Origin of the sequence: Christiangramia echinicola DSM 19838 (assembly GCF_000423065.1) — a bacterium.
Classification (GTDB): domain Bacteria; phylum Bacteroidota; class Bacteroidia; order Flavobacteriales; family Flavobacteriaceae; genus Christiangramia; species Christiangramia echinicola.
Window position 1 is genome coordinate 581,357 of the sequence record NZ_AUHG01000011.1, and the last position, 25,429, is coordinate 606,785.

26 protein-coding genes are annotated in these 25,429 nt (G+C 37.3%); 8 read left to right on the top strand and 18 right to left on the bottom strand.

From position 1 onward, the window contains the following. The first annotated feature begins 12 nt into the window (after nt 1-12). On the top strand, nt 13-1,551 hold the full coding sequence (locus G530_RS0107805) for a GH3 family acyl-acid amido synthetase (RefSeq protein WP_026933995.1): 1,539 nt from the start codon (nt 13-15) through the stop codon (nt 1,549-1,551). Here G530_RS0107805 and G530_RS0107810 read toward each other — a convergent pair. The 4 genes from G530_RS0107810 to G530_RS0107825 form a co-directional block, all read right to left on the bottom strand. Continuing rightward, complete coding sequence (locus G530_RS0107810; RefSeq protein WP_084519426.1) at nt 1,548-2,210, bottom strand: hypothetical protein; 663 nt, start codon at nt 2,208-2,210, stop codon at nt 1,548-1,550. The two genes, G530_RS0107805 and G530_RS0107810, sit on opposite strands and share 4 nt — an antisense overlap. 152 nt (nt 2,211-2,362) lie before the next feature. Then, nucleotides 2,363-2,827 carry a DUF4168 domain-containing protein gene (locus G530_RS0107815; RefSeq protein ID WP_026933997.1) on the bottom strand — a complete coding sequence of 155 codons (465 nt, stop codon included), beginning with the start codon at nt 2,825-2,827 and terminating at the stop codon, nt 2,363-2,365. A gap of 142 nt (nt 2,828-2,969) precedes the next feature. Further along, the gene (locus tag G530_RS0107820; RefSeq protein ID WP_026933998.1) at nt 2,970-3,572 is read right to left on the bottom strand and encodes a short chain dehydrogenase; all 603 of its coding nucleotides are present in this window, start codon (nt 3,570-3,572) and stop codon (nt 2,970-2,972) included. A gap of 1 nt (nt 3,573) precedes the next feature. Beyond that, entirely contained in the window at nt 3,574-4,032 is a 459-nt protein-coding gene (locus G530_RS0107825; RefSeq protein ID WP_026933999.1) for a DUF1801 domain-containing protein, read from the bottom strand. 139 nt (nt 4,033-4,171) lie between these two features. On the opposite strand from G530_RS0107825, the gene G530_RS0107830 reads away from it, so the two are divergent. Next, nucleotides 4,172-4,906, top strand: a complete 735-nt coding sequence (locus G530_RS0107830) for an SOS response-associated peptidase family protein (protein ID WP_026934000.1) — start codon at nt 4,172-4,174, stop codon at nt 4,904-4,906. Here the strand turns inward: G530_RS0107830 and G530_RS0107835 are convergent. The 4 genes from G530_RS0107835 to G530_RS0107850 form a co-directional block, all read right to left on the bottom strand. Next, a complete protein-coding gene (locus G530_RS0107835; RefSeq protein WP_026934001.1) occupies nt 4,895-6,079 on the bottom strand; it encodes an MFS transporter in 1,185 nt (394 codons plus the stop codon). The genes G530_RS0107830 and G530_RS0107835 overlap by 12 nt on opposite strands. Before the next feature lie 63 nt (nt 6,080-6,142). Beyond that, nucleotides 6,143-8,047, bottom strand: a complete 1,905-nt coding sequence (locus G530_RS0107840; protein WP_026934002.1) for a S9 family peptidase — start codon at nt 8,045-8,047, stop codon at nt 6,143-6,145. 108 nt (nt 8,048-8,155) lie between these two features. Then, nucleotides 8,156-8,515: a cupin domain-containing protein gene (locus tag G530_RS0107845; RefSeq protein WP_035716015.1), complete on the bottom strand. Its 360-nt coding sequence runs from the start codon at nt 8,513-8,515 to the stop codon at nt 8,156-8,158. A 166-nt stretch (nt 8,516-8,681) separates the two neighbouring features. Next, entirely contained in the window at nt 8,682-9,497 is an 816-nt protein-coding gene (locus tag G530_RS0107850) for an alpha/beta hydrolase (protein ID WP_026934004.1), read from the bottom strand. Nucleotides 9,498-9,591: 94 nt separating this feature from the next. On the opposite strand from G530_RS0107850, the gene G530_RS0107855 reads away from it, so the two are divergent. Then, nucleotides 9,592-11,658 carry an alpha/beta hydrolase family protein gene (locus G530_RS0107855; RefSeq protein WP_240472140.1) on the top strand — a complete coding sequence of 689 codons (2,067 nt, stop codon included), beginning with the start codon at nt 9,592-9,594 and terminating at the stop codon, nt 11,656-11,658. Here G530_RS0107855 and G530_RS0107860 read toward each other — a convergent pair. Both G530_RS0107860 and G530_RS0107865 read right to left on the bottom strand, forming a co-directional pair. Continuing rightward, a complete protein-coding gene (locus G530_RS0107860; protein ID WP_026934006.1) occupies nt 11,655-12,929 on the bottom strand; it encodes a hypothetical protein in 1,275 nt (424 codons plus the stop codon). The two genes, G530_RS0107855 and G530_RS0107860, sit on opposite strands and share 4 nt — an antisense overlap. A gap of 113 nt (nt 12,930-13,042) precedes the next feature. Further along, complete coding sequence (locus G530_RS0107865) at nt 13,043-13,543, bottom strand: SRPBCC family protein (protein WP_026934007.1); 501 nt, start codon at nt 13,541-13,543, stop codon at nt 13,043-13,045. Between the two features lie 62 nt (nt 13,544-13,605). On the opposite strand from G530_RS0107865, the gene G530_RS0107870 reads away from it, so the two are divergent. Continuing rightward, nucleotides 13,606-14,094, top strand: a complete 489-nt coding sequence (locus tag G530_RS0107870; RefSeq protein WP_026934008.1) for a VOC family protein — start codon at nt 13,606-13,608, stop codon at nt 14,092-14,094. Between the two features lie 2 nt (nt 14,095-14,096). On the opposite strand, the gene arsB is transcribed toward G530_RS0107870, so the two are convergent. The 5 genes from arsB to G530_RS0107895 all read right to left on the bottom strand — a co-directional run bounded on the left by arsB (nt 14,097) and on the right by G530_RS0107895 (nt 17,763). After that, a complete protein-coding gene (gene arsB, locus G530_RS0107875; protein ID WP_026934009.1) occupies nt 14,097-15,140 on the bottom strand; it encodes an ACR3 family arsenite efflux transporter in 1,044 nt (347 codons plus the stop codon). Nucleotide 15,141: 1 nt separating this feature from the next. Continuing rightward, nucleotides 15,142-15,759 carry an arsenate-mycothiol transferase ArsC gene (locus G530_RS0107880; protein WP_026934010.1) on the bottom strand — a complete coding sequence of 206 codons (618 nt, stop codon included), beginning with the start codon at nt 15,757-15,759 and terminating at the stop codon, nt 15,142-15,144. 9 nt (nt 15,760-15,768) lie between these two features. Beyond that, on the bottom strand, nt 15,769-16,233 hold the full coding sequence (locus G530_RS0107885; protein WP_026934011.1) for a DUF6428 family protein: 465 nt from the start codon (nt 16,231-16,233) through the stop codon (nt 15,769-15,771). 50 nt (nt 16,234-16,283) lie between these two features. Beyond that, nucleotides 16,284-16,619 (bottom strand): ArsR/SmtB family transcription factor, encoded by a 336-nt coding sequence (locus G530_RS0107890; protein WP_026934012.1) that lies wholly within the window; start codon nt 16,617-16,619, stop codon nt 16,284-16,286. A gap of 64 nt (nt 16,620-16,683) precedes the next feature. Beyond that, complete coding sequence (locus tag G530_RS0107895) at nt 16,684-17,763, bottom strand: Gfo/Idh/MocA family protein (protein WP_026934013.1); 1,080 nt, start codon at nt 17,761-17,763, stop codon at nt 16,684-16,686. A gap of 214 nt (nt 17,764-17,977) precedes the next feature. Between G530_RS0107895 and G530_RS0107900 the strand changes: the two genes are divergently transcribed. Continuing rightward, nucleotides 17,978-18,916: a L,D-transpeptidase gene (locus G530_RS0107900; RefSeq protein WP_026934014.1), complete on the top strand. Its 939-nt coding sequence runs from the start codon at nt 17,978-17,980 to the stop codon at nt 18,914-18,916. 43 nt (nt 18,917-18,959) lie between these two features. Beyond that, a complete protein-coding gene (locus tag G530_RS0107905; protein WP_026934015.1) occupies nt 18,960-19,724 on the top strand; it encodes a hypothetical protein in 765 nt (254 codons plus the stop codon). Here the strand turns inward: G530_RS0107905 and G530_RS0107910 are convergent. Beyond that, nucleotides 19,721-20,515 (bottom strand): Cof-type HAD-IIB family hydrolase, encoded by a 795-nt coding sequence (locus tag G530_RS0107910; protein WP_026934016.1) that lies wholly within the window; start codon nt 20,513-20,515, stop codon nt 19,721-19,723. The genes G530_RS0107905 and G530_RS0107910 overlap by 4 nt on opposite strands. A gap of 231 nt (nt 20,516-20,746) precedes the next feature. Here G530_RS0107910 and G530_RS0107915 point away from each other — a divergent pair, with 231 nt between their 5' ends. Both G530_RS0107915 and G530_RS0107920 read left to right on the top strand, forming a co-directional pair. Further along, nucleotides 20,747-23,185, top strand: coding sequence for a TonB-dependent receptor (locus G530_RS0107915; RefSeq protein ID WP_026934017.1), 2,439 nt, complete (start codon nt 20,747-20,749; stop codon nt 23,183-23,185). A 48-nt stretch (nt 23,186-23,233) separates the two neighbouring features. Continuing rightward, a complete protein-coding gene (locus tag G530_RS0107920) occupies nt 23,234-24,355 on the top strand; it encodes a PepSY-associated TM helix domain-containing protein (RefSeq protein WP_026934018.1) in 1,122 nt (373 codons plus the stop codon). A gap of 9 nt (nt 24,356-24,364) precedes the next feature. Here the strand turns inward: G530_RS0107920 and G530_RS0107925 are convergent, their stop codons facing one another. Next, on the bottom strand, nt 24,365-24,721 hold the full coding sequence (locus G530_RS0107925) for a phage holin family protein (protein ID WP_026934019.1): 357 nt from the start codon (nt 24,719-24,721) through the stop codon (nt 24,365-24,367). A gap of 56 nt (nt 24,722-24,777) precedes the next feature. Beyond that, the gene (locus G530_RS0107930; protein ID WP_026934020.1) at nt 24,778-25,416 is read right to left on the bottom strand and encodes a SanA/YdcF family protein; all 639 of its coding nucleotides are present in this window, start codon (nt 25,414-25,416) and stop codon (nt 24,778-24,780) included. Between the last annotated feature and the right edge of the window lie 13 nt (nt 25,417-25,429).

Genomic DNA, 25,429 nt, shown 5'->3' on the forward strand with positions numbered 1-25,429 from the left:
TATCTACATAAAATGGCAATATTCGGATCTATTATCAAAAGTATTATTGATCTTAAAGAGACACTTACCCCAGAAGGAGAAGCAGTAAAAGATCAGGAAGAGGTACTTGTTGGTCTGCTTAAAAAGGCTAAAGACACCGCATTCGGTAAGAAATATAACTTTCAGAAAATTTTAGATTCAGAGAATGTTAGAAAAACCTTTTCTGATAATGTTCCATATTTCGACTATAATAAATTAGATAAAGAATGGTGGCATAAGTATCATGATGGCGAAGAAAATGTAACCTGGCCGGGTAAACCTCCTTATTTTGCGTTAAGTTCAGGAACAACTGGGAAATCAAGTAAAAGGATCCCGGTGACTGAAGAGATGGTGGAAGCTATACGTAAAGCAGGAATCAAGCAGGTAAGTGCCCTTAGTAATTTTGATCTTCCGCCAGACTTTTTTGAAAAGGAGATCATGATGCTGGGAAGTTCTACAGATCTGCAAAAGGCTGGAGACCATGAAGAGGGAGAAATTAGCGGTATTAGCGCCAGTAATATTCCATTCTGGTTTCGTGGTTATTATAAACCCGGAGAAGAAATCGCCAAGATAGATGAGTGGGATGACAGAGTGCAGAAAATAGCCGAAAATGCCGAGCAATGGGATATTGGTGCATTAAGCGGAATTCCGTCATGGATGGAGCTAATGCTTAAAAAGGTTATTGAACACCATAACCTGAAAAATATTCATGAAATATGGCCAAACCTTCAGGTATACGCATCTGGAGGGGTAGCATTTGAGCCTTATGAGAAAAGTTTTAATGCCTTACTGGGGAAACCTATACAGGTAATAGACACCTATCTCGCTTCTGAAGGATTTCTGGCAGTGCAGGAAAGACCAGATACCAATGCCATGCGCTTAATAACAGATAATGGTATTTATTTCGAATTTGTTCCTTTTAAACCAGATTATATTAATCAGGATGGTTCTTTAACCGAAGATGCACCTGTAGTTGCCCTGGAGGAAGTAAAGGAGGAAACAGATTATGTATTGTTAATCTCTACGGTTAGCGGGGCATGGAGATATTTAATTGGGGATACCATCAAGTTTACAGATGTTGCTAAAAAGGAGATCAGGATCACCGGAAGAACCAAATTCTTCCTTAATGTTGTTGGTTCTCAGCTTTCAGTGAATAAAATGAACGATGCAGTACAGGAACTGGAAAATGAATTTGATATTAGAATTCCGGAATTTGTGGTTGCAGCTAAGAGAGGCGAAGATGGAGAATATTATCACAACTGGTATTTAGGTTGTGAGGATAAAGTGGAAGACGATGCTAAACTGGCAGAAGCCCTTGATAATGCACTGAAGAATGCCAATAAAAATTATAAGGTGGCTAGAGGAAAGGCTCTTAAAGGTGTTAAGGTAACTACTATAGATCCTAATATGTTCCACGAGTGGAATGCTTTCAACAAAAAGAAAGGCGGACAGGTTAAAATGGAAAAAGTCATGAACGAAGAAAAGTTCACTAAATGGGAAAAGTTTCTTAATGACCAGAATACCAACAGTTAATCATCAAATGTCTCCTCAAAAGATTCGTTGATCAAGACCATGATCTCTTCGGGTGATAAATATAGATCCTCAATTCTGCTTTTATAACTGTCAGATAATTTTGAGTGATTTATAATGAAGTTTTTGGTGGCAATGATATTCTCACCTAACCCATGATTAACGGCATATGTATCTGCGGCTCTTTCGGCTTCCCTGATGTAGTTTTTTGAAGTAACGTATTTAACTCCAAACCAAATTAGGTTAACAGCACTTCTATCTCTATAGTCCATGATATGTCCTAATTCGTGTCCTATCCAACCTATAAGAACTTCAGATGGGACAGAAGTAATATCAAAAACTTCATCTTCAATCGTGAATTTCTCATTTATGAAGATGAGATAGCTTCGATTCTTCCGATTTTTAAACAGACCACCAACTTTTGGCTGGGCTTGCATAAAAGATTTTTTAATGTTTTTCTTGAATCTAAATTCAATTGGAGTATCCTTTAATTCAGGATAATGGGACAAAGCCACATAAGCTTCTCTCCAGATTGTATCTGGTACTATCTTATTGCTAAACTTTAAACTGTCTTTTTGCTGCATGGTTGATTGCTGGGCATAACAAGCGGGTAAGAGTAATAGAAATAATAAATAAGTGTACTTTTTCAATATGCTTGTCATATAATTTTATTGTTTCTCAAATTACAACAAAATTGATGCCTACGGGATTTTCATGTTTTAAAATAGACTTAAAATATGCTGGAATTCTATTAAGATTAAAACAAAAAAAAGCAGGCGAGTAGCCTGCTTTAATTTTTGATCTTTGTTTAGATCTAGCTCTTCATGATCGCCTGTAGCCTTTGTTGAAGCTCAGCATCTGTTCTTAGAGCCGAAGCTAATTGTTGGTATCTCTCCATACTAAGATCGCTTTCAGAAATTACATTCTGCATCTTTTTCTGGTATTTTGGCTGAATTTCTTCAATTTCAGCAACCACTGCTTCATATTTCTTATCTTCCTCTTTGGTAGTTTCTACCTCTTTTTTAGGATTCAAATTTGCCTGATGAATTTCATTGAATCTCTGTAGTTCAAAATCACCTTCTTCAACTACAGTCATCATTTCTTTTTGAACTTCCTGGTTCATAACTCTCATTTTCTGAAAAACTTCAGCAAATTGAGTTAGTTCAGCATCGCTAACCTCTATTTTTTCCTGTTGTTGAGGCATTGTAGTAGATTGTGCCGTTACTGAGGCGGTTCCTACTGCGAATACAAATAACAGACTACTAAAAAACTTCTTCATTTTCATTATTTTATGATTTCACTATAATGGGGCGAAAACTATGCCTATAACTGGCAAATTCCAAAGCTTTAAGAAAATGTGGTCCAATCTTAAGGAAGCTTTAACAGCTGAAGCATAACTGTGTTAATGTCGAAGGAAAAAATCAGGCAAGAATTCTAATAATTTCACCATTCAATTTCCCAAGGATAGATTTTTTATATCCGTATGCCACCTTGGCCATAGGAACTGGAGTGTGGCCGGGGAAATAATCTTCATACTTATCTTTAGCGTCTTCCACAAGATCTGCGGAAACTGCGTTTATCCTCAATCCATTCTCAAGTTCTAGAGCTGCGGCCTTCACAAAACTGTGGATTCCACCATTTACCATGGCCGCGCTGGTAGTTTTGTCTACAGGATGATCTGCAAGGATTCCAGTAGTAAGGGTAAATGAACCATTTGGATTAAGATATTTTCTACCGATCCTCACCAGGTTTACCTGCCCCATTAGCTTACTCTTTATACCTACATAAAAGTCCTCTTCAGAAAGGTTATCAAATTTATCCCATTTCGCATCTCCGGCAATACACACTATAGCATCTACTTTTCCTGAATTTTCAAACATTTTTTCTATAGAGGTTGGATCTGAAATATCGACCTGTAGATCTCCTGAAGTTTTTCCAACTTTGATGATCTCATGCTTTGCCTCTAAAGATCTTGTTACTGCCTTTCCAATGGTGCCATTTGCACCAATAATCAATATCTTCATTTTATCTATTTTTTACATTATTCTCATAGGTGGCGATCCATTCATCTGGAGTTATTTTAGATGAAAGTTCACCGATCAATTCATACGGGATCTTATCAAGATTTTTGAGTCTAATACAACTCTTTCCCATATCAGGTTTCTTGCCAACCTGGTTCTTATATTCATCCATAAACCATTCATGCATTTTTTTATTGGTATAAACACCAGAATGATAAACCGCAATATAATTCTTCTGGGAAGCCAGATTCATAAATGGCAGGGGGAGTGAAGGGTCGCAGTGATATCCATCTGGATATTTAGAATGTGGAACCACGTAACCTATTATTCCGTAGCTCATGGTTTCTTCAAAACCTGCAGGTATATTTTGAAGTATAACCGAACGGAGCTTTTGCATCGCCTCTTTTCTTTCCTGCGGAACTTTTTCTATATATTCTTCTGGTGAATTGGCTTCTATCTTCATACTGACAAATTTTTACGGTTCCACTCAAAATTAACAATTATTCTATTCAATAATTTCAAATTCTGAAAGAGATCTGGAACCAAATTTTCATTCCAATGATAAAAAACCTTAGTTTCTTATCTTTAGAAAAAAGATCAAAATGTGTTATCAGAAATCTTTGAATCAGTCAAAGGATAATTTAACCAGGTATATGGATAAACCACCGATAGAGGAGGGGATTTTCGAACCCTATTTTTTGAATGATGGTTTCACTCATGAGAAGGTTTATGTGATCCCCCTGGATGAACCTAAACACTGGTATCCTGCCAGCTGGGGTTTGGTGCCATCTTACACTGATCCGGAACAATTTTATAAGAACAGGAAGTACAATACGCTAAATGCAAGGGATGATAAAGTTTTTGATTCCAGGATCTATTCCAAACCTATTCGGGAAGGTCGTTGCTTGATCTTTGCAGATGGATTTTTTGAACCGCATCATTCCGGAAAAGCAAGTCAGCCATATTTCTGTTATCTCGAAGAGAGTGAAAACTTTGAGCAAAGATCTATTTTTACCTTTGCAGGGATCTATAATGTTGATAAAGAGGGCAATTATTCAGCTTCCTTAATTACTGTAGATGCTAATCCTTTATTTGAAAAGGTTCATAACAAGGCTAAGCGAATGCCTTTAGTCCTGGATCGCAAGTATGAAGCAGATTGGATCGAGCAGGGACAATCTGAAACTGTGATCAAAGATATTATGAATGAAGGTTTCACTTCGAAGTCTTTTACCGCACATCCGGTGATTAATTATCGTCTTAAAAAGAATTGGGATATCAAAAATTCGGCTGAAGTTATACAGCCGGCTGAAGCATTGGATAAGGAGCTATCCCTTTAATGTTGGTTTTCGAAAAAGCGCGATCAAACCAAAAATTGGACCTATGCTCAAAATGACAAATATCAAGGCCGGGCTTAGTATTCCATTGAAATAGTTAAGCATTTGAATACTTATTATCGTAATGCTGAAACCTATGCAGTTTACAATTGTTAGTGCAGTTCCCCGAGATTCTGCTTCGGTATTTTTAGCAACGAGAGTAGAAAATAATGGTGAATCTGCTACAACTACCAAACCCCAGAAGATGAGGAAAGCAATAAGTAGAATTTCAGAATTCATATGAAAGACCAAAGGCGATATGAGGCAACATACTCCCGATAATAATAGGGATAGACCTGCAGTCTTTTTAACTCCAACTTTTTCTGAAATATATCCACCTAAGACACAGGCAACACCGCCAAAACCTATAACCAGAAAGGAGATAAATGCAATGCTGAAATTGGCTTCAGGATGGAAATTCTTATAAAAAGCCAGGATCACTGGAACAAATGCCCAGAATGCATAGAGCTCCCACATATGTCCGAAATATCCAAAAGCCCCTGAACGGAAATCATTATTCTTAAAAACCCTGAAAATGAGACTCAGGTCAGGTTTTTGTCGTTTAGAACGATATGGGCCATCTGGAACAAATGCGAGGATTAGTACGCCTCCAATCGCAGCAAGTGCAGAGGTGAAATAAATTACCGATCTCCATTCTAATTTAATTATACCAGAGATTTCTTTTAATAAATGCGGGAAAGCAGTCCCTATAACCAAAGCTCCAACGAGATAACCTAGTGATCTGCCAAGGCCTTTATCAAAATAATCTGATGCGATCTTCATTCCAACCGGGTATATACCTGCCAGGGAAAAGCCAGTAAGAAATCTGAATATTATCAGGCTGTAAAGATCATTGCCTTCCAGTAATATTCCCAGGTTTATAAATCCACCGAAAAGAGCGCAAATAAAGAAAACTTTTGAAGGTGAAAATCTATCAGAAATAGTGAAGAATGCGAAGGCTAGAGTACCCGCAATAAAACCAAACTGAACTGCAGAAGTTAAATGTCCAAGAGCATTAGAACTTAAACCAAACTCGTCAAAGAGGTTTGGCATAACTGCGTTTCCTGCAAACCATAGGGAGGTGCAACAAAATTGTGCAAAAACAATAACAGGCAATATCCGGAAAGGTACTTTCAAAAAATCGAAATATGGTTCTTGCTGGATATTACCTGTTTCATTAGCTCTAGCTATATCGCTAAATTAATCTTTTAATGTTTTTTCAGGTAAACTTACGTCTTCATCTCGCAAATACTTATCAAGAAAAGTTAGGATCTGCCCATAACCCTTGATCTCGTTTTCCTTTTTTACAAAACCATGACCTTCATCAGGAAAAACCACATAATTCACAGGAACATCGTTTGCCTGTACTGCTTCTACGATCTCGTCAGATTCTACCTGAAGCACACGAGGATCATTCGCTCCCTGTAAAACCATTATGGGATTCTTTACATTTTCAGCATGGAATAGAGGAGAGATCTTTCTCAATCTAATTGAATCCTGTGTATTTGGGTCGCCCAGTTCTTCATATAAAGCATTCTTGAAAGATTCCCAGTAAGGAGGAATAGATCTAAGCGTTCTAAGCCAATTGGTCACGCCAAAAATGTTTACTCCAACTTCAAATTCATCCGGCTCAAAGGTCATCGCAGCCATGGTCATATAACCGCCATAACTACCTCCAATGATCCCGATTTGATCCTTGTTTATGTAATCCTGAGATTCCAGCCATTTCTTCCCGTAGATCACATCCTGAAGATCCTTTTCTCCATGATTTTTATCGTCCATTTTATAAAAGCTGGCACCATAACCACTACTTCCGCGATTATTTACAGCCAGAATTGCATATCCATGATTTACCAAATACTGAATTAGAGAAAAATAACCAACCCTTGATTGTCCGCCAGGACCACCATGAACCCATACCAGTGCTGGTTTTTTATTGTCTGCAGTTGCGTTTAGAGGCTTATAATAAATCGCTGGAATTTCAAGACCGTCAAAAGATTTGTAACGTACAACTTCTGCAGAAACCAGATCGTCAGGATCTATGTCAGGATTTAGAGTGTTGGTAAGCTTTTTTAGTTTTTTAGACTTCAAATTATATACATAAATATTATTCGGAGTCCTGGAAGTCCCAATGGTTAGCCTTAGCAGATTTTCACTATCTGAAAAATTCGCCGCTACGATATTTCCATCTGGAATTTCTGGAAGTTCCATCTTCTTTTTTGTACTGGTATTGCGCATAACGAGTTTGTTTGCTCCATCTTCATTTATGGCAATCACCCTGTAAGTATCATTTTTACTCAGGCTGCTATACATAACATCCCAATTTGTTTCATAAAGAACTTCAGATTCCTGGGTATTCAGGTCGAAAGTCATTAATCTACTAAATTCTCCACCATGGTTGGTTGTATAGTAAAACTCAGTTTCCTCTTTGTTGAAACCTGTTGGGCTATAACTGAATCCCGGTTTGGAAATTTCTGTCATTTCACCGGACTCTCTGTCTAAAAGAAATAACTTATTCTCGCTGGTGGTAATCGGCTGCGAAAGCGCAAGATATTTTCCGGAATCAGAAATACCTGAGATGGAATATCCTTCTTTGTTCTCATATAAAAGTTCAGGTTCCCAGGTCCCAACTTTCATTCTATACAGATCAAAAAACTGCGGATCTCTTTTATTTGAAGTGTAATACATGTAATTATTATCCCCGCTCCATCCTGCGAAATTTACCTTTTCCTGTTCACCGGGAGTTAGATCTTTTGAAGTACCGTCGGGTTTAAGGAGATAAATGTGACTTATTTCATTTCCACCTTTGTCTGCGGAGTATAAGATGTCGTCTGAATTTGGAACATAATCTACGGCGAAGAAAGATTCGTTTTCAGAATTGGTAATTGCCGTTCTGGATCCGTCAGCCAGGTTTATTTCATAAACATTGAAAATACCTGACTCATCAGAGCTGATAAGTAATTTACTTTCATCGTTAGAAAACTGTCCACCTCCAACACGAGTGTTTTCATAAAATTGTTCAATGCTGTACTCTTTGGGGTCTTTCTGATCCTGAGCGAAGACGCCCGCTACGATTAGAAAGATCAGGAAATTAATTCTTTTCATTATTTGTAATTTTTGGTTAGAAAAATAGCTTTCTGGTTTGAAAGCCAGTTAAATATACAAAAAATGAGCGCCTGAGTGCAGATTTTACCTTAGCGACGGAAACCTGCTTTATATATGTTCCTGATTATTATTGGTGAATTCATGTTCCTCTTTACCTGTATGTTCAGTAGATGCAGGTTCAAATAGCATCACATGAACTTCCTCTTCTGCTATTGGCTTATGTTCGACACCACGGGGTACTATAAAAAATTCATTTTCATTTAGTTCAATCATTTTATCGCGGAACTCGATTTTCAGCATTCCTTTAATGATGTAGAACATTTCATCTTCATTTTCATGGGCATGCCAGATGAACTCTCCCTTTAGTTTGGCAAATTTCACCTGTTGGCCATTAAGCTCCCCAACTATTCTGGGATTCCAGTGATCGGTGAACATTTTGAATTTTTCGGCAACATTAACCTTTTCCATAATTGTTGAATATGTAATTACGTTTTTAATCTAAAATTTTTTCCGTTGCCCTAAATTATATTTAGGATCTCATTATAGTTTTAAATCCTATTAAAACTGGATTCTGAATCAAGTTCAGAATGACGTCATTTTAATATTTAAGGATTCTTAAGGATAGTTTTTTTTACTAACTTTTAGATTTATCCATTAACCAAAGATAAGTTTCGGTGAAATTCTCACTCCACATCGCTTCATTATGCTGGCCGTCCTCCACAAATTTCACTTTTAAATGTTCAGGATCAATGTTCTGTTTATGTAATACCTCGATCATTTTCTTCAAATCGGGAACCATTTCTTCAGATTCTGAGGTGCCAACCAGAAAGTAAAATCTGGTGTTTTTATTCAGATTTTCGGAGCTAGCTAGGTTATAGATCTCTCTATTAAACCAGAAGGAAGGAGAATAAGAACCAATCATTCCAAATGTTTCAGGATATTTTATCGCGGCGTAAAAGGAAGCCAGTCCTCCTAAAGAAGACCCAAAAATACCTGTATGCTCATAATCTGATGAACTTCTATAAGTACTATCGATATGAGGTTTTAGATCATTTACCAGGAAATCAAGATAAGAATCGGCTTTCCCTCCACCATATTTCTCATGAGGTAGGGGAGTAAGTTCATCAATTCTTTTATTACCGCCATGTTCGATGCCTACGATAATAGCTTCAGGAGTTTTAAGACTATCCAAAGCTTCGTCTACTTTCCATTCTCCCGCGTATGAAGTTTTCTTATCAAAAAGATTTTGAGCATCATGCATATAGATCACAGGATATGTTCTATTGGAAGTCTTATAAGATTCCGGAAGGTAAACCCAGATCTTTTTAATGGTATCTAATTGAGGAGCTGCAATGCTGAAAGTTTCGACATTTTTTGAAGCAGTGCTTTGCGAATTTGAAGTAAATGCAATTAAAGCAATGCAGGCAAACAGATAAAATTTGATTTTCATAAATTTATTTCCTTTAAGAAACTCTTCAAAAATAGTATTTAGATTTTTTCAAATATTAATTGAAGCACATTTCTTAATATAGTACGAACCATTAATGATAAAAATAATCTCTCCTGAACTTATGTATAGATCTTTATGTTGCTTATTCCTGATATTGCTGGTTACTAATCTCGAAGCGCAGGTTTCTAAAAATTTTGAATATCTGGATGTATTTCAGTTAGAATATGCCAACAATCCCCAAATTTCTCCAGATGGTGAATATGTAGTTTATCAAAGAAGCGGTTTTGATATTATGGAAGACAAATCCAAATCCAGCCTATGGATCCTGAATGTTGAAAATCCTAAGACCCATCATAAATTAAGTAACCGAGAGGTGAACGAAAGTAGTCCTAGCTGGTCACCAGATGGCGACAGGATCGCCTTTGTAAGTAGCACAGATGAAGGTAGCGAGATCTATTTGTATTGGACAGATACAGGAGCCCTGGCTCGATTAACGCAATTAGAGAACAGCCCGTCTTCCTTAGAATGGTCGCCAGATGGAAATTCTCTTGCCTTTACCATGAAAGTGAATGCCAAGGCACCGGTAATTGCAAAAATGCCCGAGAAGCCTGAAAATGCTAAATGGGCAAAGTCTCCAAGAATTACAGACCGTTTAAAGCATGAAGCCGATGGTAGCGGATATTTAAAACCCGGTTTCGATCACATTTTCATAGTACCTGCTGAAGGTGGAACAGCGAGGCAAATAACTGAAGGTGATTTTAATCATTCCGGTAAACTTTCATGGACTCCAGATGGCGAAAGAATTTTCTTTTCAGCCAATAGAAACGAAGATTGGGAATACGATTTTAGAAATAGTGAGGTCTATTCTGTAAATGTGAAGAGCGGATCTATTAAGCAACTAACGGAAAGAAGCGGACCAGACGAGTTGGCCATAGTTTCTCCTGACGGTAAGCATATAGCATATCTGGGTTTTGAAGATAAGGTTCAAACCTATCAGGTAAGCCAGTTGAATATAATGGATCTGGATGGAAATAATAAGAAGCTGGTTTCAAAAGAACTCGATAGGAGCATAGATAATATAGTTTGGGCTGAAAATAGTAAGGAACTTTTCTTTATGTACAATGACCTTGGATTGACTAAGATCGCTACGATCAATCTCAAAGGAAATGTAAAGGATATAACTGCAAATGTTGGAGGAACCACATTAGGAAGACCATATGCCAGTGGAAGTTATAGTGTCTCGAAGGATGGAAAGATTGCTTATACAGTAAGTAGACCAGACAGACCTGCTGATATTGGAATAATCGAAGAAGGCGATAACAAGGCGAAAATTGTAACAGGATTAAATGAAGACCTGCTTTATTTTCGAAATTTAGGAAAAGTGGAAGAGATCTGGTATGAATCTTCGGTAGATCAGAGAGAAATACAGGGATGGATCGTTTATCCCCCAAATTTTAAAGAAGGCGAGAAGTATCCATTAATAGTTGAAAATCATGGAGGCCCAATACTTAATTACGGTCCGCATTTTTCTGCTGAAATTCAGCTATACGCGGCCCAGGGCTATGTGGTGTTTTATCCTAATCCCAGGGGAAGTACCAGTTATGGAGAGGAATTCGGTAATTTGTTATTCAATAATTATCCCGGCGAAGATTATAATGATGTGATGGATGGGGTAGATGCCGTTATTGAAAAAGGATCTATCAATACAGAAGAATTATTTGTAACTGGTGGTAGTGCAGGTGGAATTATGACGGCCTGGATCATAGGAAAAACGAATAGATTCAAAGCTTCGGTGGTTGCCAAACCTGTGGTGAACTGGATAAGTAAAACCCTGGTTGCAGATAATTATTATGGTTACGCAAACTCCAGGTATCCGGGACAGCCATGGGAAAATTTTGAAGGTTACTGGAAGTTTAGTCCGCTCTCTTTGGTTGGGAATGTGGAAACTCCAACCATGGTTATGGTAGGGATGGATGATCTTAGAACTCCGCCAAGCGAGGCAAAGCAATTATATCATGCCTTAAAACTGAGAAAGATCGAAACCGTGCTGGTGGAGATTCCTGAAGCTTCGCATGGAATTGCGGCCAGACCTAGCAATCTCATTACCAAGATTGCTCATACCATCGCGTGGTTTGAGAAATTTCGAGACTCTAAAAATTAATTTTTACACTCAAAGCAAGAAATGAGAGCATCGGAAAGTTTGAGGTCTTCAGAACCTTTTAAAGGTTCTGAAAGCTTTCCTTGTTCCTGTATGACCTCATGAAAACTTTGGGCATATTCAATTAGTTTATTTCTTCTGCTTTTTATCTTTTCGGTAATTCCAGACTGGTCCAGTTTTGAGATTTCAGCCGGCCATACGCCAAAGGCATTTTCAATGGCGGAATCGCTAAGGATTTTTTGAAGTTCTTTTGCCTGCTGAACATATACTTCCTTTGGTGTATCCACTAAGAAATATCGATCGAAAGGATAAACCAGTCCGGGCATATGATCTATTTCTTTTTCAAAAGGTCTAACGAGGGGTTCAATATTTTCATTCGTTAAAATTGAGGGAATTACTCCGCTGAGGTTAAAGAAGGCATTGTCACGATCACCGGCTATCGGACTTGCAATGATTGAATCTTTATTCTGTACTAAAGCCCAGCCCCATTGTTCTGCATGGCGATCCCAGTCGCCAATTAACAGGTCGAAAAGACGTGTTTTGATTAACAATGATTTATCAATGTTAAGTTTATTACCGTGTTTTTGTTTTAGTTTTTGAAGGTCATCGGTTTCAACAATCTCCGATACATTTTCTGAAGAAGTCCAGTTCTGCTCACTTTCGGTTTCAAACTCCAGGAGGTAAAGGCGGTTACCATATTTTTCATTGTATTCACCTAATCTCTCTTGTTTCGGAATAAAATACATCACCGGATTGGTATGCTGAAGCCTGGCGATTTCAGAAAGTTCAGCAGCAAGAATAGCTCCGTATGGATGCTGTGCAGAAATACCGTCTACGATAATATTTTCAAGTCCGAGGTTTTTAGCCGCATCAGGTATTAATTTCTCAGGATCCTTGGTTACACTTCTTAGGGTGTAAATAATATCATTTTCACTTTTCAGTTTTAAAGAATGTGTTTGCTTTCCTCCACCTTCACGAATAACTTTTAAACCACCTTTCAGCGTATCTAAAAATGCTATTGGCACCCTTACGGCGGTTGACCAGGATTTTCTGTAATTCTCACCCTGCATGAATTCCTTTAAAAGATTTCCTTCGTAAAGTGTATTAGGAGCTACCAATACAGAGTCATGTGCTTTAAAATTGATACTAGCCAGATCTTCAAACTCCTTGATCTCGCAGGTTCGAAAAGCCTCATCGGTGCTGGAAACAGACCAGTATAAGAATGCAAAAAACAGGATAAAAAGAATTGCAACAGCGGCAAATATTTTTTTCATTTAAGATCTAATTATAGAATTTCGATGGTATAAAACTAGGATATTAGACCTGTTTTAAGCTGATCGAAAAGTTATAATATTCAAAAATTATAGACCAAAATTAAGTCTATTCATCAGTCCATTTGTAGATCACTTTGTTTGTTTCTAAGATCAGGTCCATCCTGTATGATAGATTTTAAATTAAGCATATAAAAAGTCCACCCTGTCTTACATCCAACATGAAAATTTAATTTCGATTTTTCATCTGTAGGTATGTTTTCCTGAATTAACCTAAGTACGGGATGATCGTTTTCCTCAAAGAGCTTAACTGAAACTGTACCAGCCTTTCCGAAAATAAACCTCAGGAATTCTCCTTCTTTAGGTTTCAGGATCTCTCCATGTTCTTCAACGCTATCTGGCCAGCCATGCCAACGCCATCTATAAGTGTCCCCAGGATGAAATCTTTCTTCTCTTTTTCTTATTTCACCATTCGGAGTTTTGAATTCAGCAAGTTTTAAAAACCAGTTTTCCAGTTGGTCCTGGCACATCCATGAATCAATGATAGAGTCTTTAGGTTTATCGATAGGGAGATTTACCGTAAACGAACTCCAATCGGGACTTTGTGTATCTTCCATGATGTTTGTTTTTTAATAGAATCAGGATCGATGAATCTTACTTAAATTTAAAGAAAAATAGTATGTCTGAAAAGTATATAGTTCCTGAAAAAACCAGAATAGGTCACGTCCACCTTAAAGTTTCAAATATTGAAAAAGCTCTGGGATTTTATAAGGATATACTCGGTTTTAAAATAACCGAAAGGATCGGTGATCAAGCAGTTTTTCTTTCCGCTGGAGGATATCATCACCATATTGCATTAAATACATGGCATAGCGAAGGGGCGGCGAATGCTTCAAAATCTGGAGTTGGTTTGTTTCATGCTGCGATTTTATATTCAGAAAGAAAGGAGCTTGCAAAGATCACAAAAAGACTGCTCGATGAATCATATCCTATTACAGGCGCAGCAGATCACGGCGTTTCAGAAGCTATTTACCTAGATGATCCTGATGGAAATGGAATTGAACTTTATTGGGATAAACCTAGAAGCGAATGGCCCGTGAAAGCGGATGGCAGCATTAGAATGTATACCCATCAACTAAATTTAGAAGAGCTGATGGGCATCATTTAATTTTAATTATAAGCCGGCTTATAGTATTTCTTTTTCAGCCAGAATGAGACCCTAACCAGTAATATCAGGGCAGGAACTTCAACTAAAGGACCAATAACTCCGGCAAATGCCTGTCCGCTATTTAATCCAAAAACCGCAATGGCAACAGCAATAGCCAGTTCAAAATTATTTCCTGCGGCGGTAAATGAAATAGAAGCATTCTTTTCGTAAGAAGCTCCCATGGCCTTACTTACAAAGAAACTAATAAGGAACATCAGGCTGAAATAGATCAATAAAGGAATGGCGATTCTAACTACGTCCATTGGGATCTCAACGATCAATTCACCTTTTAAGGAGAACATTAATATGATCGTAAATAAAAGTGCGATCAGGGTTAGAGGAGATACAGCTGGGATGAATTTATTTTCATACCAGGATTCACCTTTAATTTTGACTAATATCAGTCTGCTCAGAATTCCCAGTACAAACGGAATTCCCAGGTAGATGGCAACGCTTTCGGCAATTGTCGCAATAGAAATATCTACAATAGCACCCTCAAATCCGAAGAAAGGTGGGAGGTAAGTTATAAATAGCCAGGCGTAAAAGCTATAAGCAAAAACCTGGAAAATACTGTTTAATGCCACTAATCCTGCACCATATTCGCTGCTTCCTTCAGCAAGGTCATTCCAGACCAGAACCATGGCGATACATCTCGCTAAACCAATTAAGATAAGGCCAACCATGTATTCGGGATGATCCTGTAGAAATATAAATGCAAGAAAGAACATTAATAAAGGGCCAACGACCCAGTTCATAACCAGGGAGATAGTAAGGATCTTTACGTTCTTAAATACTTTTGGTAGTAGCCTGTATTTCACCTTTGCTAAAGGCGGGTACATCATAAGTATAAGACCAATAGCGATTGGAATATTTGTTGTGCCGCTACTGTAGGAATTAATATTTTCAGGGATCGATGGGATAAAATATCCTAAACCAACGCCAATTCCCATGGCTAAAAAGATCCAGAGAGTAAGATTCTTATCGAGGTAACTTAATTTTTTAGCCATACTATTTTATATTTTCAAATATGTAGATCATTTCTGAAGCGATCTGATCACTGCGTTCATCATATTTTTCCCGGGTGAGGGGAGTGTCATCATATTTCTTAGGATCTGAATAATCTAAAGCGATCCTGGCCTTTGATCCTGGAATAAAAGGGCAATTCTCATCTGCATGTGAACAGGTCATGACGGCAGCAAAATTTTTAGAAGGATTTTCTTCAGCATCGTACACTTTGGAATAACATTCCATGGCAGATTTATCTTCTGAATATTGCACCTGAACCTGTGGATTTTCACCTGAAGCAGATTCAATTTTAAAACCTGCACGATTTAATGCGTCAATAGCGTTCTGATTAAAGGCAGTTTCCTCAGTTCCTCCGGAATAACAATTTGTCTCAATCCCATAAAAGTCTGAAATTGCCTGTGCCCAAACCTGTCCAAACTGGCTACGCCTGGAATTATGGGTACAAATGAAATTCAGCTGGATAGAATTTCCCTCATTTTTTTCTTTTTGAATAAATTCGATCAGAGGTTTAAGAACTTCCTTTCTTTCAAGAGAAACCTTTAAACTTTTAAGGTCTTCCAGTTTTTCGATTAGGGACGGGTAAAGATTTGTTTTAGACATATTTTTGATTTAGCAACAGCCCGATTCAGGAGTGCAGGATGAATTTTGAAGTTCAGATAATTTTACTTTTGGCTTTTGTTCAGGAACGCCACATTTTTCTTTAGCCAGACATGCTGTTTGGGTATTCACCAGCAGGAAATTTTTCCCATCAAAATCAAGTTCGAATTTGTTGATGCTTTCGCCCTGGTATTCTACTTCAATTTCTACATCTGGAAGTCCAAGCTTGTTTTTGGCTAACTCTATTATATTTATCAGTTTATCCGGATGTAAACGGTGGTTATAATCGTTCTCTTCCCAAAGTTGAAAAGACACTTTTTCTTCATTTCTCAATGTACCCCCGCAATCGATAAAATGTTTGTTAATTTTTCCAACTTCTGTAACATGAAAATGCTCCGGAACTAATTGTCCGTTTGGAAGTTCAAAAGCGATTTCGCTTAATCCGGATAACTGATTAGTAAATTCTGATAGTTTCATAATTGATTTCTTTTCATCGTATTATTACGATAATTAATTATAAATTTTTTTTAGCAGCATTCGTCAGGACCACAATTTTGGATCTTATCGAACATGCCATTAAAAAGCTTTTGAATGGAACTCCATTTTTCAGGATTGATACAATAGCTCATAGAAACACCTTCAATACTTCCCTGAATAAGACCAACATTTTTAAGCTCTCTTAAATGCTGACTGATCGTTGCCTGGGCCAGACCTAATTCATTTACCAGATCTCCATTGATGCATTTATTAGACTCGAGCAAATACTGAAGAATTGCTATACGAGCCGGATGAGCCAATGACTTGGCCAGAACGGCGAGCTCATTTTGTTCTTTGGTAAATAGATCTGTTTTTGTTACACCCATGATAAATACTATATTGCAATATTACGATGAATAGAATTTATGGCAAAATTATCTGGAAGAAAATTTATATAAGGACGCGTGAATTGTTTGCAGCAGCCTGATTGATCTTCTCGACGATGTGAATATCCTTCATTCCTTCTTCACCAGGTACTAAGACTGGTCTATCATTAAGAATAGCCAGGGAATCATCATCCATTTGTACAGCCTGCTGATTTTTCCCCATTGGGCTCAGGATCTTTCCGTCGCTGGTCTTTCCTCGCACTCCCGAGTACGATTGCATTGGCCTTAAATAATACCATCCATCTTCTGCTGTGACTTCCAGGTTGTTCAGGCTTTCACCAAAACTGGTTTTTCCATCGACTATTATTCCGCCGGGAAATTCCATTTTAAAGCTTGTGGTTTCATCTACTTCTGTAAAGATCTCAGGTCTTCGCGTAGATTGTTTTGCTGTAACTGCTATAGGCTCCAAACCGGTAGAATACCTTGCTGCGTTTATAGAGTAGACTCCCATATCATAGATGGCACCACCGCCCATTTCTTTTTTAAGTTTCCACGGATTTATTGTTCCTCCGTTATAACCTGCTTCAGAAATGATATTTCTAATTTTTCCATAAGCTTTAGTTTCAGCCCATTTAATAATGGTTTGTGTATTCTTTTCATGTTGCATTCTGTACCCGATAGAAAGCTTCACTTTATTCTTGTTGCAAGCATCTATGATCTGTTGACATTCTTCCGCAGTTCTAGCCATTGGCTTTTCACACCAAACATGTTTGCCGGTATTGGCTGCCTTGATGGCATATTCAGCATGAAGACCAGTGGGTAGTACTATATAGATCACATCGATATCATCATTGCTGGCGATCTCGTCCATATTTTCATAATTATAGACATTAGAATCCTTTATCCCGTATCTCTTCTGCCAGACCGGGATCTTTTCCGGACTCCCAGTAACGATGCCGCGAAGTTCACAATGTTCTGTTTGCTGAAGAGCAGGAGCTAATAAATCTCTACTGTAATAACCCAGGCCTACAAGGGCAACACCTAATTTTTTCCGAGAACCTGAAGCTAAACAACCAGGGAAGGAGAAAAAAGCTGCACTTAGAATTAGTCCTGATTTTATTATAAAGGTCTTTCTGTTTTCCATCTTGAATAGTTGCTTCTTTAAAATTAATGGAAATTATTGAAAATCAATTCCAATACAAATGACTAAATCTTAAGATAATTTTTGATAAATACTGGTGATTTGCTTCTTAAAAATGGTTAATTATCATAAAGCCAACATATGCTTAACGCATTATTAGCAGGCTACCAGCCATTCTGTACGTAATTTCACACTACAAACAAAAACTACTATTAAGATGATACGCTTAAATGCATTTAGAAAAATTTCTTTATTAGTTATAAGTAGTGTCCTTTTCTTCGCTTGTAATTCTAATACGCAGGTTGTAGAACCTTCTGTAGAACAATCGCAGAAATTAAGTATGAGAAATCCGGTTGTAAAGAAGGAAGCGAAAACCTTTAGAAAAAATATTAGCTATACTGTAGATTCCTTAAAGACAAGAGAAGCTATTGAAAGCTTAATAAGTACTTATTCTAACGATCAATTAAATACTATCCTGGCCTTGAATCGTGTTGAGAAGAACAGTTTGAGACCTGAAAGACCTATTGTAATTCCAGAATGCGTATCAGAAGATTTTAATGCCTACAGTCCATTCCCGGAAGAAGTAAATATGTTACAATGTATTCCAAAGACAGTTTTAATAAATAAAAGAGTTCAGGCATTTGCATTATATGAGAACGGTGAATTAGTAAAATGGGGACCTGTAAGTACAGGAAAGAATTCTACGAAAACTCCAAGCGGACTGAATTACGGTAATTATAAAGCTAAGCGTAAGATTAGTACGGTTGATGAATCGTGGGTATTGCCCTACTATTTCAACTTTATGAATTTTGAAGGGGTAGGAGTACACCAGTATGCCTTACCTGGATATCCTGCCAGCCATGGTTGTGTAAGATTGTATATGGATGATGCTAAATATATTTTTGATTGGGCAGATATGTGGGATGTAGAAGGTTCTAAAGTAGCAAGGAATGGTACACCTTTCATGGTTTTTGGAGAATATGATTATGCAGCAGATAAACCATGGATCAACCTTTCTCAAAATATGAAAGCAAATGATCTTACTCAGGAAGAGATAAACACATTAGAGGGATATCTTCAGGAATATCAATCAGATCCTAAGAATTTCCACAATATAGCTTCGAAAAATGCTGAAGCTGAATTAGCCAAAGCTTAATTAAATTAGATTTTAATTAAATTAGCCGGTAAACATTAATACTATGAAAAGGATTAATTTTTACCGGCTTTTTTTATATCTGATATTTTCACTCTTTATGCTACCACTATCTGCCCAGGAAACTAATGTGATGGTTAGGGCAAAAGCGAAAGATGCAAAGTTTATTGGTACTTCTATTGGAGGTGCCAAGATCCTGATTAAAAATGCGCTTACCGGAAAAATTCTGGCGAACGGAATGACTTCTGGGAGTACCGGGAATACAGATAAAATCATGAAGCAGGATTGGAAGCGATCAGAAAATCTTTCTGAAGATGACACTGCCGGCTTTAATGCCACCCTGGATATTGATGAACCAACTTTTGTGACCATCGAAGCCTATGGACCCATAAACAAAAAGCAGGCTGAGGTGATGAGTAGTACTCAACTATGGATAATCCCGGGTAAGCATATCACGGGAGACGGCGTAGTATTGGAGGTCCCAGGATTTGTGGTAGATATTCTGAGCCCTCAAACCCATGAAAGAATTGATTCCAAAGAAACCATCGAATTAAAAGCTAATATCGTCCTGATGTGCGGTTGCCCAATTACCAAAGATGGTATCTGGGATGCCAATCAATATGAAGTAAAGGCTATAGTTAAAGATTCTGAAGGAGGTATTAAGGAAATTGCGTTAGAGCAAAAAGATAAGCCAAGTACCTTCCAGACAGAACTTAATTTAGAAAAAGGTCTTTACGAAGTGATGATCTATGCCTATGATCCGGTCACCGGGAATACTGGATTGGATAAAACCAATATTATCGTAAACTAAACTTTTAATAAGCCAAGAGATTCTATAGTTCTTAAGACTCCATTATCGTTATTATCGTGAGTAGTAACAAAGTTACTGGCCTGGATAATTTCAGGATGGGCATTCTTCATGGCGTAACTATGTTTAGCCACTCTCATCATCTCAAGATCATTAAGGTAATCGCCAAAAACAAGAGTTTCTTCCGGTGTGATATTTAATTCTTTTTGAATGTCGGCAATGGCATTTCCCTTATTCGCATTTAGTGCCGTAATATCTATAAACACTTTGGCTGCAATAGCGACCTTGAATCTGTCTGTATAATTCACAAAATGAGGGAAAGTATTGTCTTCTACCCCATTAAAATTACAAAGAGTGACCTTTAAATAAGTGTCTTCTACCTGGGTTAGATCATCAACTACCTTCAGGCGTTCGTAGAATTTATTTATTTCTTTTCTGAAATCTTCATCTTTAGTTTCAATATATGCTGAATCTTTTCCGCATAGAACAAGATGAGTATGCTCTAAATTTCTACCAAGCTGAATAAACTCGATAGCAGCCGTTTTTTCGATTGGATTCACATATAACTCCTTTCCTTTATGAGAAACATAAGTTCCATTTTCAGCAAAAAACATGGTGCGATCCTTTATCTTCTCAAACCTCGATTCCAGATTATAGAATTGACGGCCACTGGCTATGGAGAATAAAATTCCATTTTTAGTTAGTTGCTCCTCAATTTTCCAGAAGTCTGGATGTAACTCGTGATTATCATTCAGCAAAGTCCCATCTACATCTGTTACAATAAGTTTGATCATAAATTCAAAATTAGAAACGTCAAAAGTAATTGATATCAATATCAATAGAATTAAATACATATTAAATTTCACGTTTCTGCTATAGTCAATCTTTATTCCTGAAATTTTAAATCTTTGAAAAACAATTAAATAAAAATTTTATTTAAAATTAATCTAAATAAGCTTTTTATTTTCGTTTCTAGATTATAGATTTGCCATTCTATTTATAATAAGTCTAAATAAAATTAAAGAATGGATAATAAATTACTACTACTATTAATATTGTTCGCATATACCGGTTTTGCTCAGAATTCTGGTAATTTGAAAGGGAGAGTCACGAACAATCAAGAAGAAGCAATAGCAGATGTTAACTTGAATATTCAAGGAACTGAAATTGGGACCAGGACCCTTACTGATGGTTCCTTTTCAATCAATAATATTCCGGAGGGAAATTATTTGCTAAGAGCATCTTATGTAGGTTTTAAAACAAATGAAATAGCCATTTCTATTATTGCGGGAAAAACTACTCAATTACCAAATATCATTTTGAATCCTGGTGAAGAAAGACTTGGGGAGATCGTAATAAATGGTAATGGGCATATTAATAATTTTAGCCGGGAGAAGAGTGATTATGTTTCTAAATTACCATTAAAGGATATTGAAAATCCTCAGGTGTATGATAATATTACCTCTGAATTACTGAATGAGCAGATAATTACAAATTTTGATGATGCTCTAAAGAATAGTTCTGGAATTACCAAATTATGGGAGTCTACAGGTAGAGGAGGAGATGGAGCAGGTTATTATTCCCTGAGAGGTTTTCCGGTTCAACCAACCCTGGTTAACGGACTTCCAGCGGTTACTAATGGTAGTCCAGATCCCGCTAATATTGAGAATATTGAAGTTATTAAAGGTCCTTCTGGAACTCTTTATGGAAGCAGTCTTATTTCTTATGGAGGATTAATCAATATTACCACGAAACGTCCTTATGATTTCTTCGGCGGTAATATTTCTTATACCCTGGGGAGTTTTGGTCTAAACAGGGTAGCTGCAGATATCAATACTCCACTAGATAAAGATGGTGATGTTGCCTTGAGGTTGAATACAGCTTATCAAACACAGAATTCCTTTCAGGATGCGGGGTTTTCAAAATCATTATTTATTGCTCCTTCCCTAAAATACAAAGTGAATGAAAAGCTTTCATTTCTTGTGAATACCGAATTCTATGACGGAGAGTCTACCAATCCTACAATGCTTTTTGTAGATAGAGGAGCTCCATTAACCGTCACCAATATAGAAGAGTTGAATTATGATACCAATAGGTCTTTTACCAGTAACGATCTAACCCTGGAAAATCCTACTTATAGTCTTCAGGGGCAGATGAATTATGAGTTGAATGAAAACTGGACCTCACAAACAGCAATTTCCCGAGGTAGTGCAAAATCTAAAGGATACTATTCATATTTATATGAATCTACAAGGTTTTTCGAAGGTCTGGATGAAGGCATTGTACTTCGCAGATATATGAATAATCAGAATTCGACTACGCTTACCACCGATCTACAGCAAAATTTCATTGGAGATTTTGAGATCTTCGGAATGCGAAACAGAATGGTGGCCGGTCTTGATTATTTTCAGAGAGAGACAATAGATAATGGAACGGGGTATGTAAGCAATGGAGATATTTATATAGGAAATGCAGGTTTACACAATGTAAATGAGGTTGTCTTTGGAATAACCGATGAAGCTAGCTATATCACAGATGGAGATAGTGGAATACTTTCTACTGCTGCGGTAGACGCATTATTAGAAAATACAGATAGAAACAACACAACTACGAAAGAAGATATTTATAGCGCCTATGTTTCCAATGTTCTTAATATTACGCCAGCCTTATCTGCCATGGCGAGTTTAAGAATAGATCAGTTTGAAAACGAAAGTAATAGCCAAACTGCTTTATCTCCGAAATTCGGAGTTGTGTATCAACCAATCATTGATAAGGTTTCAGTATTTGCAAATTACATGGATGGGTTTAGTAATGTAGCGCCTTCAGAAACTATAAACCAGGAAACGGGCGAGACTAGAAGGATCACTTTTGATCCAGAGCATGCCTCTCAATTCGAATTCGGAACTAAACTTAATTTCTTCAACGACAAGCTTTTTGCAACTTTGAGCTATTATGATATCCAGGTTGAAAATATTGTTCTTGGTAGCGGTTTTGAAGTTACACAGGATGGGACACAATACAGTCGTGGGTTTGAAGCACGAATCACAGCTAGTCCTTTGGAAGGATTAAATCTTGTAGCAGGATTCAGTCACAATAATAGTAAAGTAACCGAGGCAACTGAAAATGATGATTTCCTGGGTAGAAGGCCAGAATCTGCAGGACCAGAAGACCTTGCCAATCTTTGGGCGAGCTATAGATTTAATGATGGCCTGGCAGAAGGATTCGGAATTGGCTTTGGAGGGAATTACGCCAGTGAGAATATGATCTTTAATCGTAACACGGCAGGGGTATTTACGCTTCCATCGTACACAGTATTAAATGCAGCTGTTTTCTATGATGTAGATAAGTTCTCGATCAACTTAAAGTTGAATAACCTAACCAACGAAGATTATTTCAATGGTTGGTCTACCATAAATCCCCAGGCACCAAGAAACTTTGCTGCTGCCTTAACTTATAAATTGTAGAACTCAATTAGCCGGAGATTGTCCTGATGGGCAGTCTCCATTTCTATTATGAAGAAAAAGAAAAAAAATAATACTCTTAAAAAATGGGCTGGTCGTCTGCACTTGTGGCTAGGTCTTCTTACAGGAGTTATAGTATTTATAGTAGCAGTAACAGGGTGTATCTATGTTTTTCATGATGAGATCAAAGATGCGATTTATGACTACCGTTTTGTTGAGGAAAAGACTACTGAATATCTGCCTCCTTCTAAGATTAAAGAGAATGTACAGCAACTATATCCCGGGACTACTGATGATTTCGTGATATATACCGGTAAGAACAGGCCCGTGGCTGTCTACGGTTTGTATAAGGAAAAGCCTTACTATTTTTATTTGAATCCTTATTCGGGAGAGTTTCTTTATGCTCAGGATTTCACCAAAGATTTCTTTGAGATCGTTAAGTCCTTACACATGTATCTTTTGTTACCTGAAGAGATTGGCAGGCAGGTAGTTGGTATTTCTACCTTAATATTCATTCTCATGTTAATAACCGGAGTCATTCTCTGGTGGCCCAAAAAACTGAAAAACTTAAAGAAAAGCCTGAAAGTAAAATGGAATGCCCGCTGGAGAAGACTTAATTACGATCTACATAATATTAGCGGATTCTATCTTCATATACTGGCGATAATTGTGGCCATTACCGGGTTATATTTTTCTTATGACTGGGTGAGTGATGGTATCTATTACCTCGGAAATTTTGGAGAGGATGTGGCAAGTGATCATCATGTAGAAGATATAGAGCAAAAGCCTGAAATTTCTGGTAATCCAGTGGATATCGCCTTTTATGAGACTTTAGAGCTGGAGCCAGATTACGATATGTATTTTGTCTGGACCGAAGGTGATCACCACCCGGTGGTAACTGGAGCTTACCCGGAATCTCTGAATTTCGACCATCAATCAAATTTCTATTTTCATCCGCAGTCTGCAGAACTTCTTCAAAAACAGTTTTATTCAGATAAAAGTACTGGGATGAAATTACAGGAAATGAGTTATGGAATTCATACCGGTCAGTTTTTTGGAATGCCCGGTAAGATCATTGCGTTTATACTGAGCATTTTTGTTGCCTCCTTACCTGTGACTGGTTTTATTGTATGGTGGGGAAGAAAAAACCGGATGAAACATCTCACCCGGTGATCTAAATTTTTAAAATAAAATAGCATCCACTATTCCTCCAATTATCGCAATTAGAATTGCAAGCCAGAGTGATGGCCAGAATCCATCAGTTTTAAAATCATCGGTAAGCTTATCTGCTATTTCAATTACTATAGCATAAGCAATGACTCGTGTAATAAAACCAAGTCCCAGGAAATAGAAAATACCAAGAGTGGCAATATTGAGTATTGCGGTTAGCAACCAACTTAATAGGAAGCTTAAAACACCTATTATTAATGCAACAATTAAAGCAGTTTTAAATCCCTTTAAATGTACTGTACTAAGGAATTTGGCGGCAACAAGAAGTACCACAGCGTCAATTAGAATATGAATTAACCACTGGATCATAAATTTTGGTTTTAGAAGTTAGTAATCTAATATAACCAAATATTAATTATAAAAGACTAGGTGCTGCTAACCCGTTCTTCCAGGGTTCTAGGTTTTTTTTTGAGTAATACTTCCCAGATGGCCTTAAGATTCGCTAGTTTTTCTCTTTGTTTTAGACGATACTCTGTTTGATAGGCTCTTTGATCGGCAGGAAAACCTATATAATTCAGATCGAGGTTAGAAGCTATAAAAAGGGCTCTGGGTAAATGAAATTCCTGCGTAACCACAATTGCATCATTGATCCCGAAAATCTTTCCAGCACGATACATACTGTCATAGGTGTCGAGACCAGCATGATCTGAAATTATAAGGCTTTTATCTATCCCGTTTTCTACCAGGTAACTTACCATGGCAGCAACTTCATTGTAATCATCTGTTCTGTGATCTCCAGAAACCAGGAATTTTTCAACTTTGTTAGCCTTGAATAATTTGATCGCAGTATCTACGCGGTCCTTTAGAATAGGTGATAAATTGCCATTTGCATGAACGCTAGCCCCAAGGATAATAACGGTTTTAGCTTCTGGCATTGTAGACATGTCTCTGTAAATAAGGTCGGTCGTATGTCTTTTAAATATCGCTTCAATTCCTAAAATGGTGAAGATGATCAATACCAGACCAATAACCGAAAACAGGATGAATTTTTTGAGTCGCCGCATTACAGAAGGATGA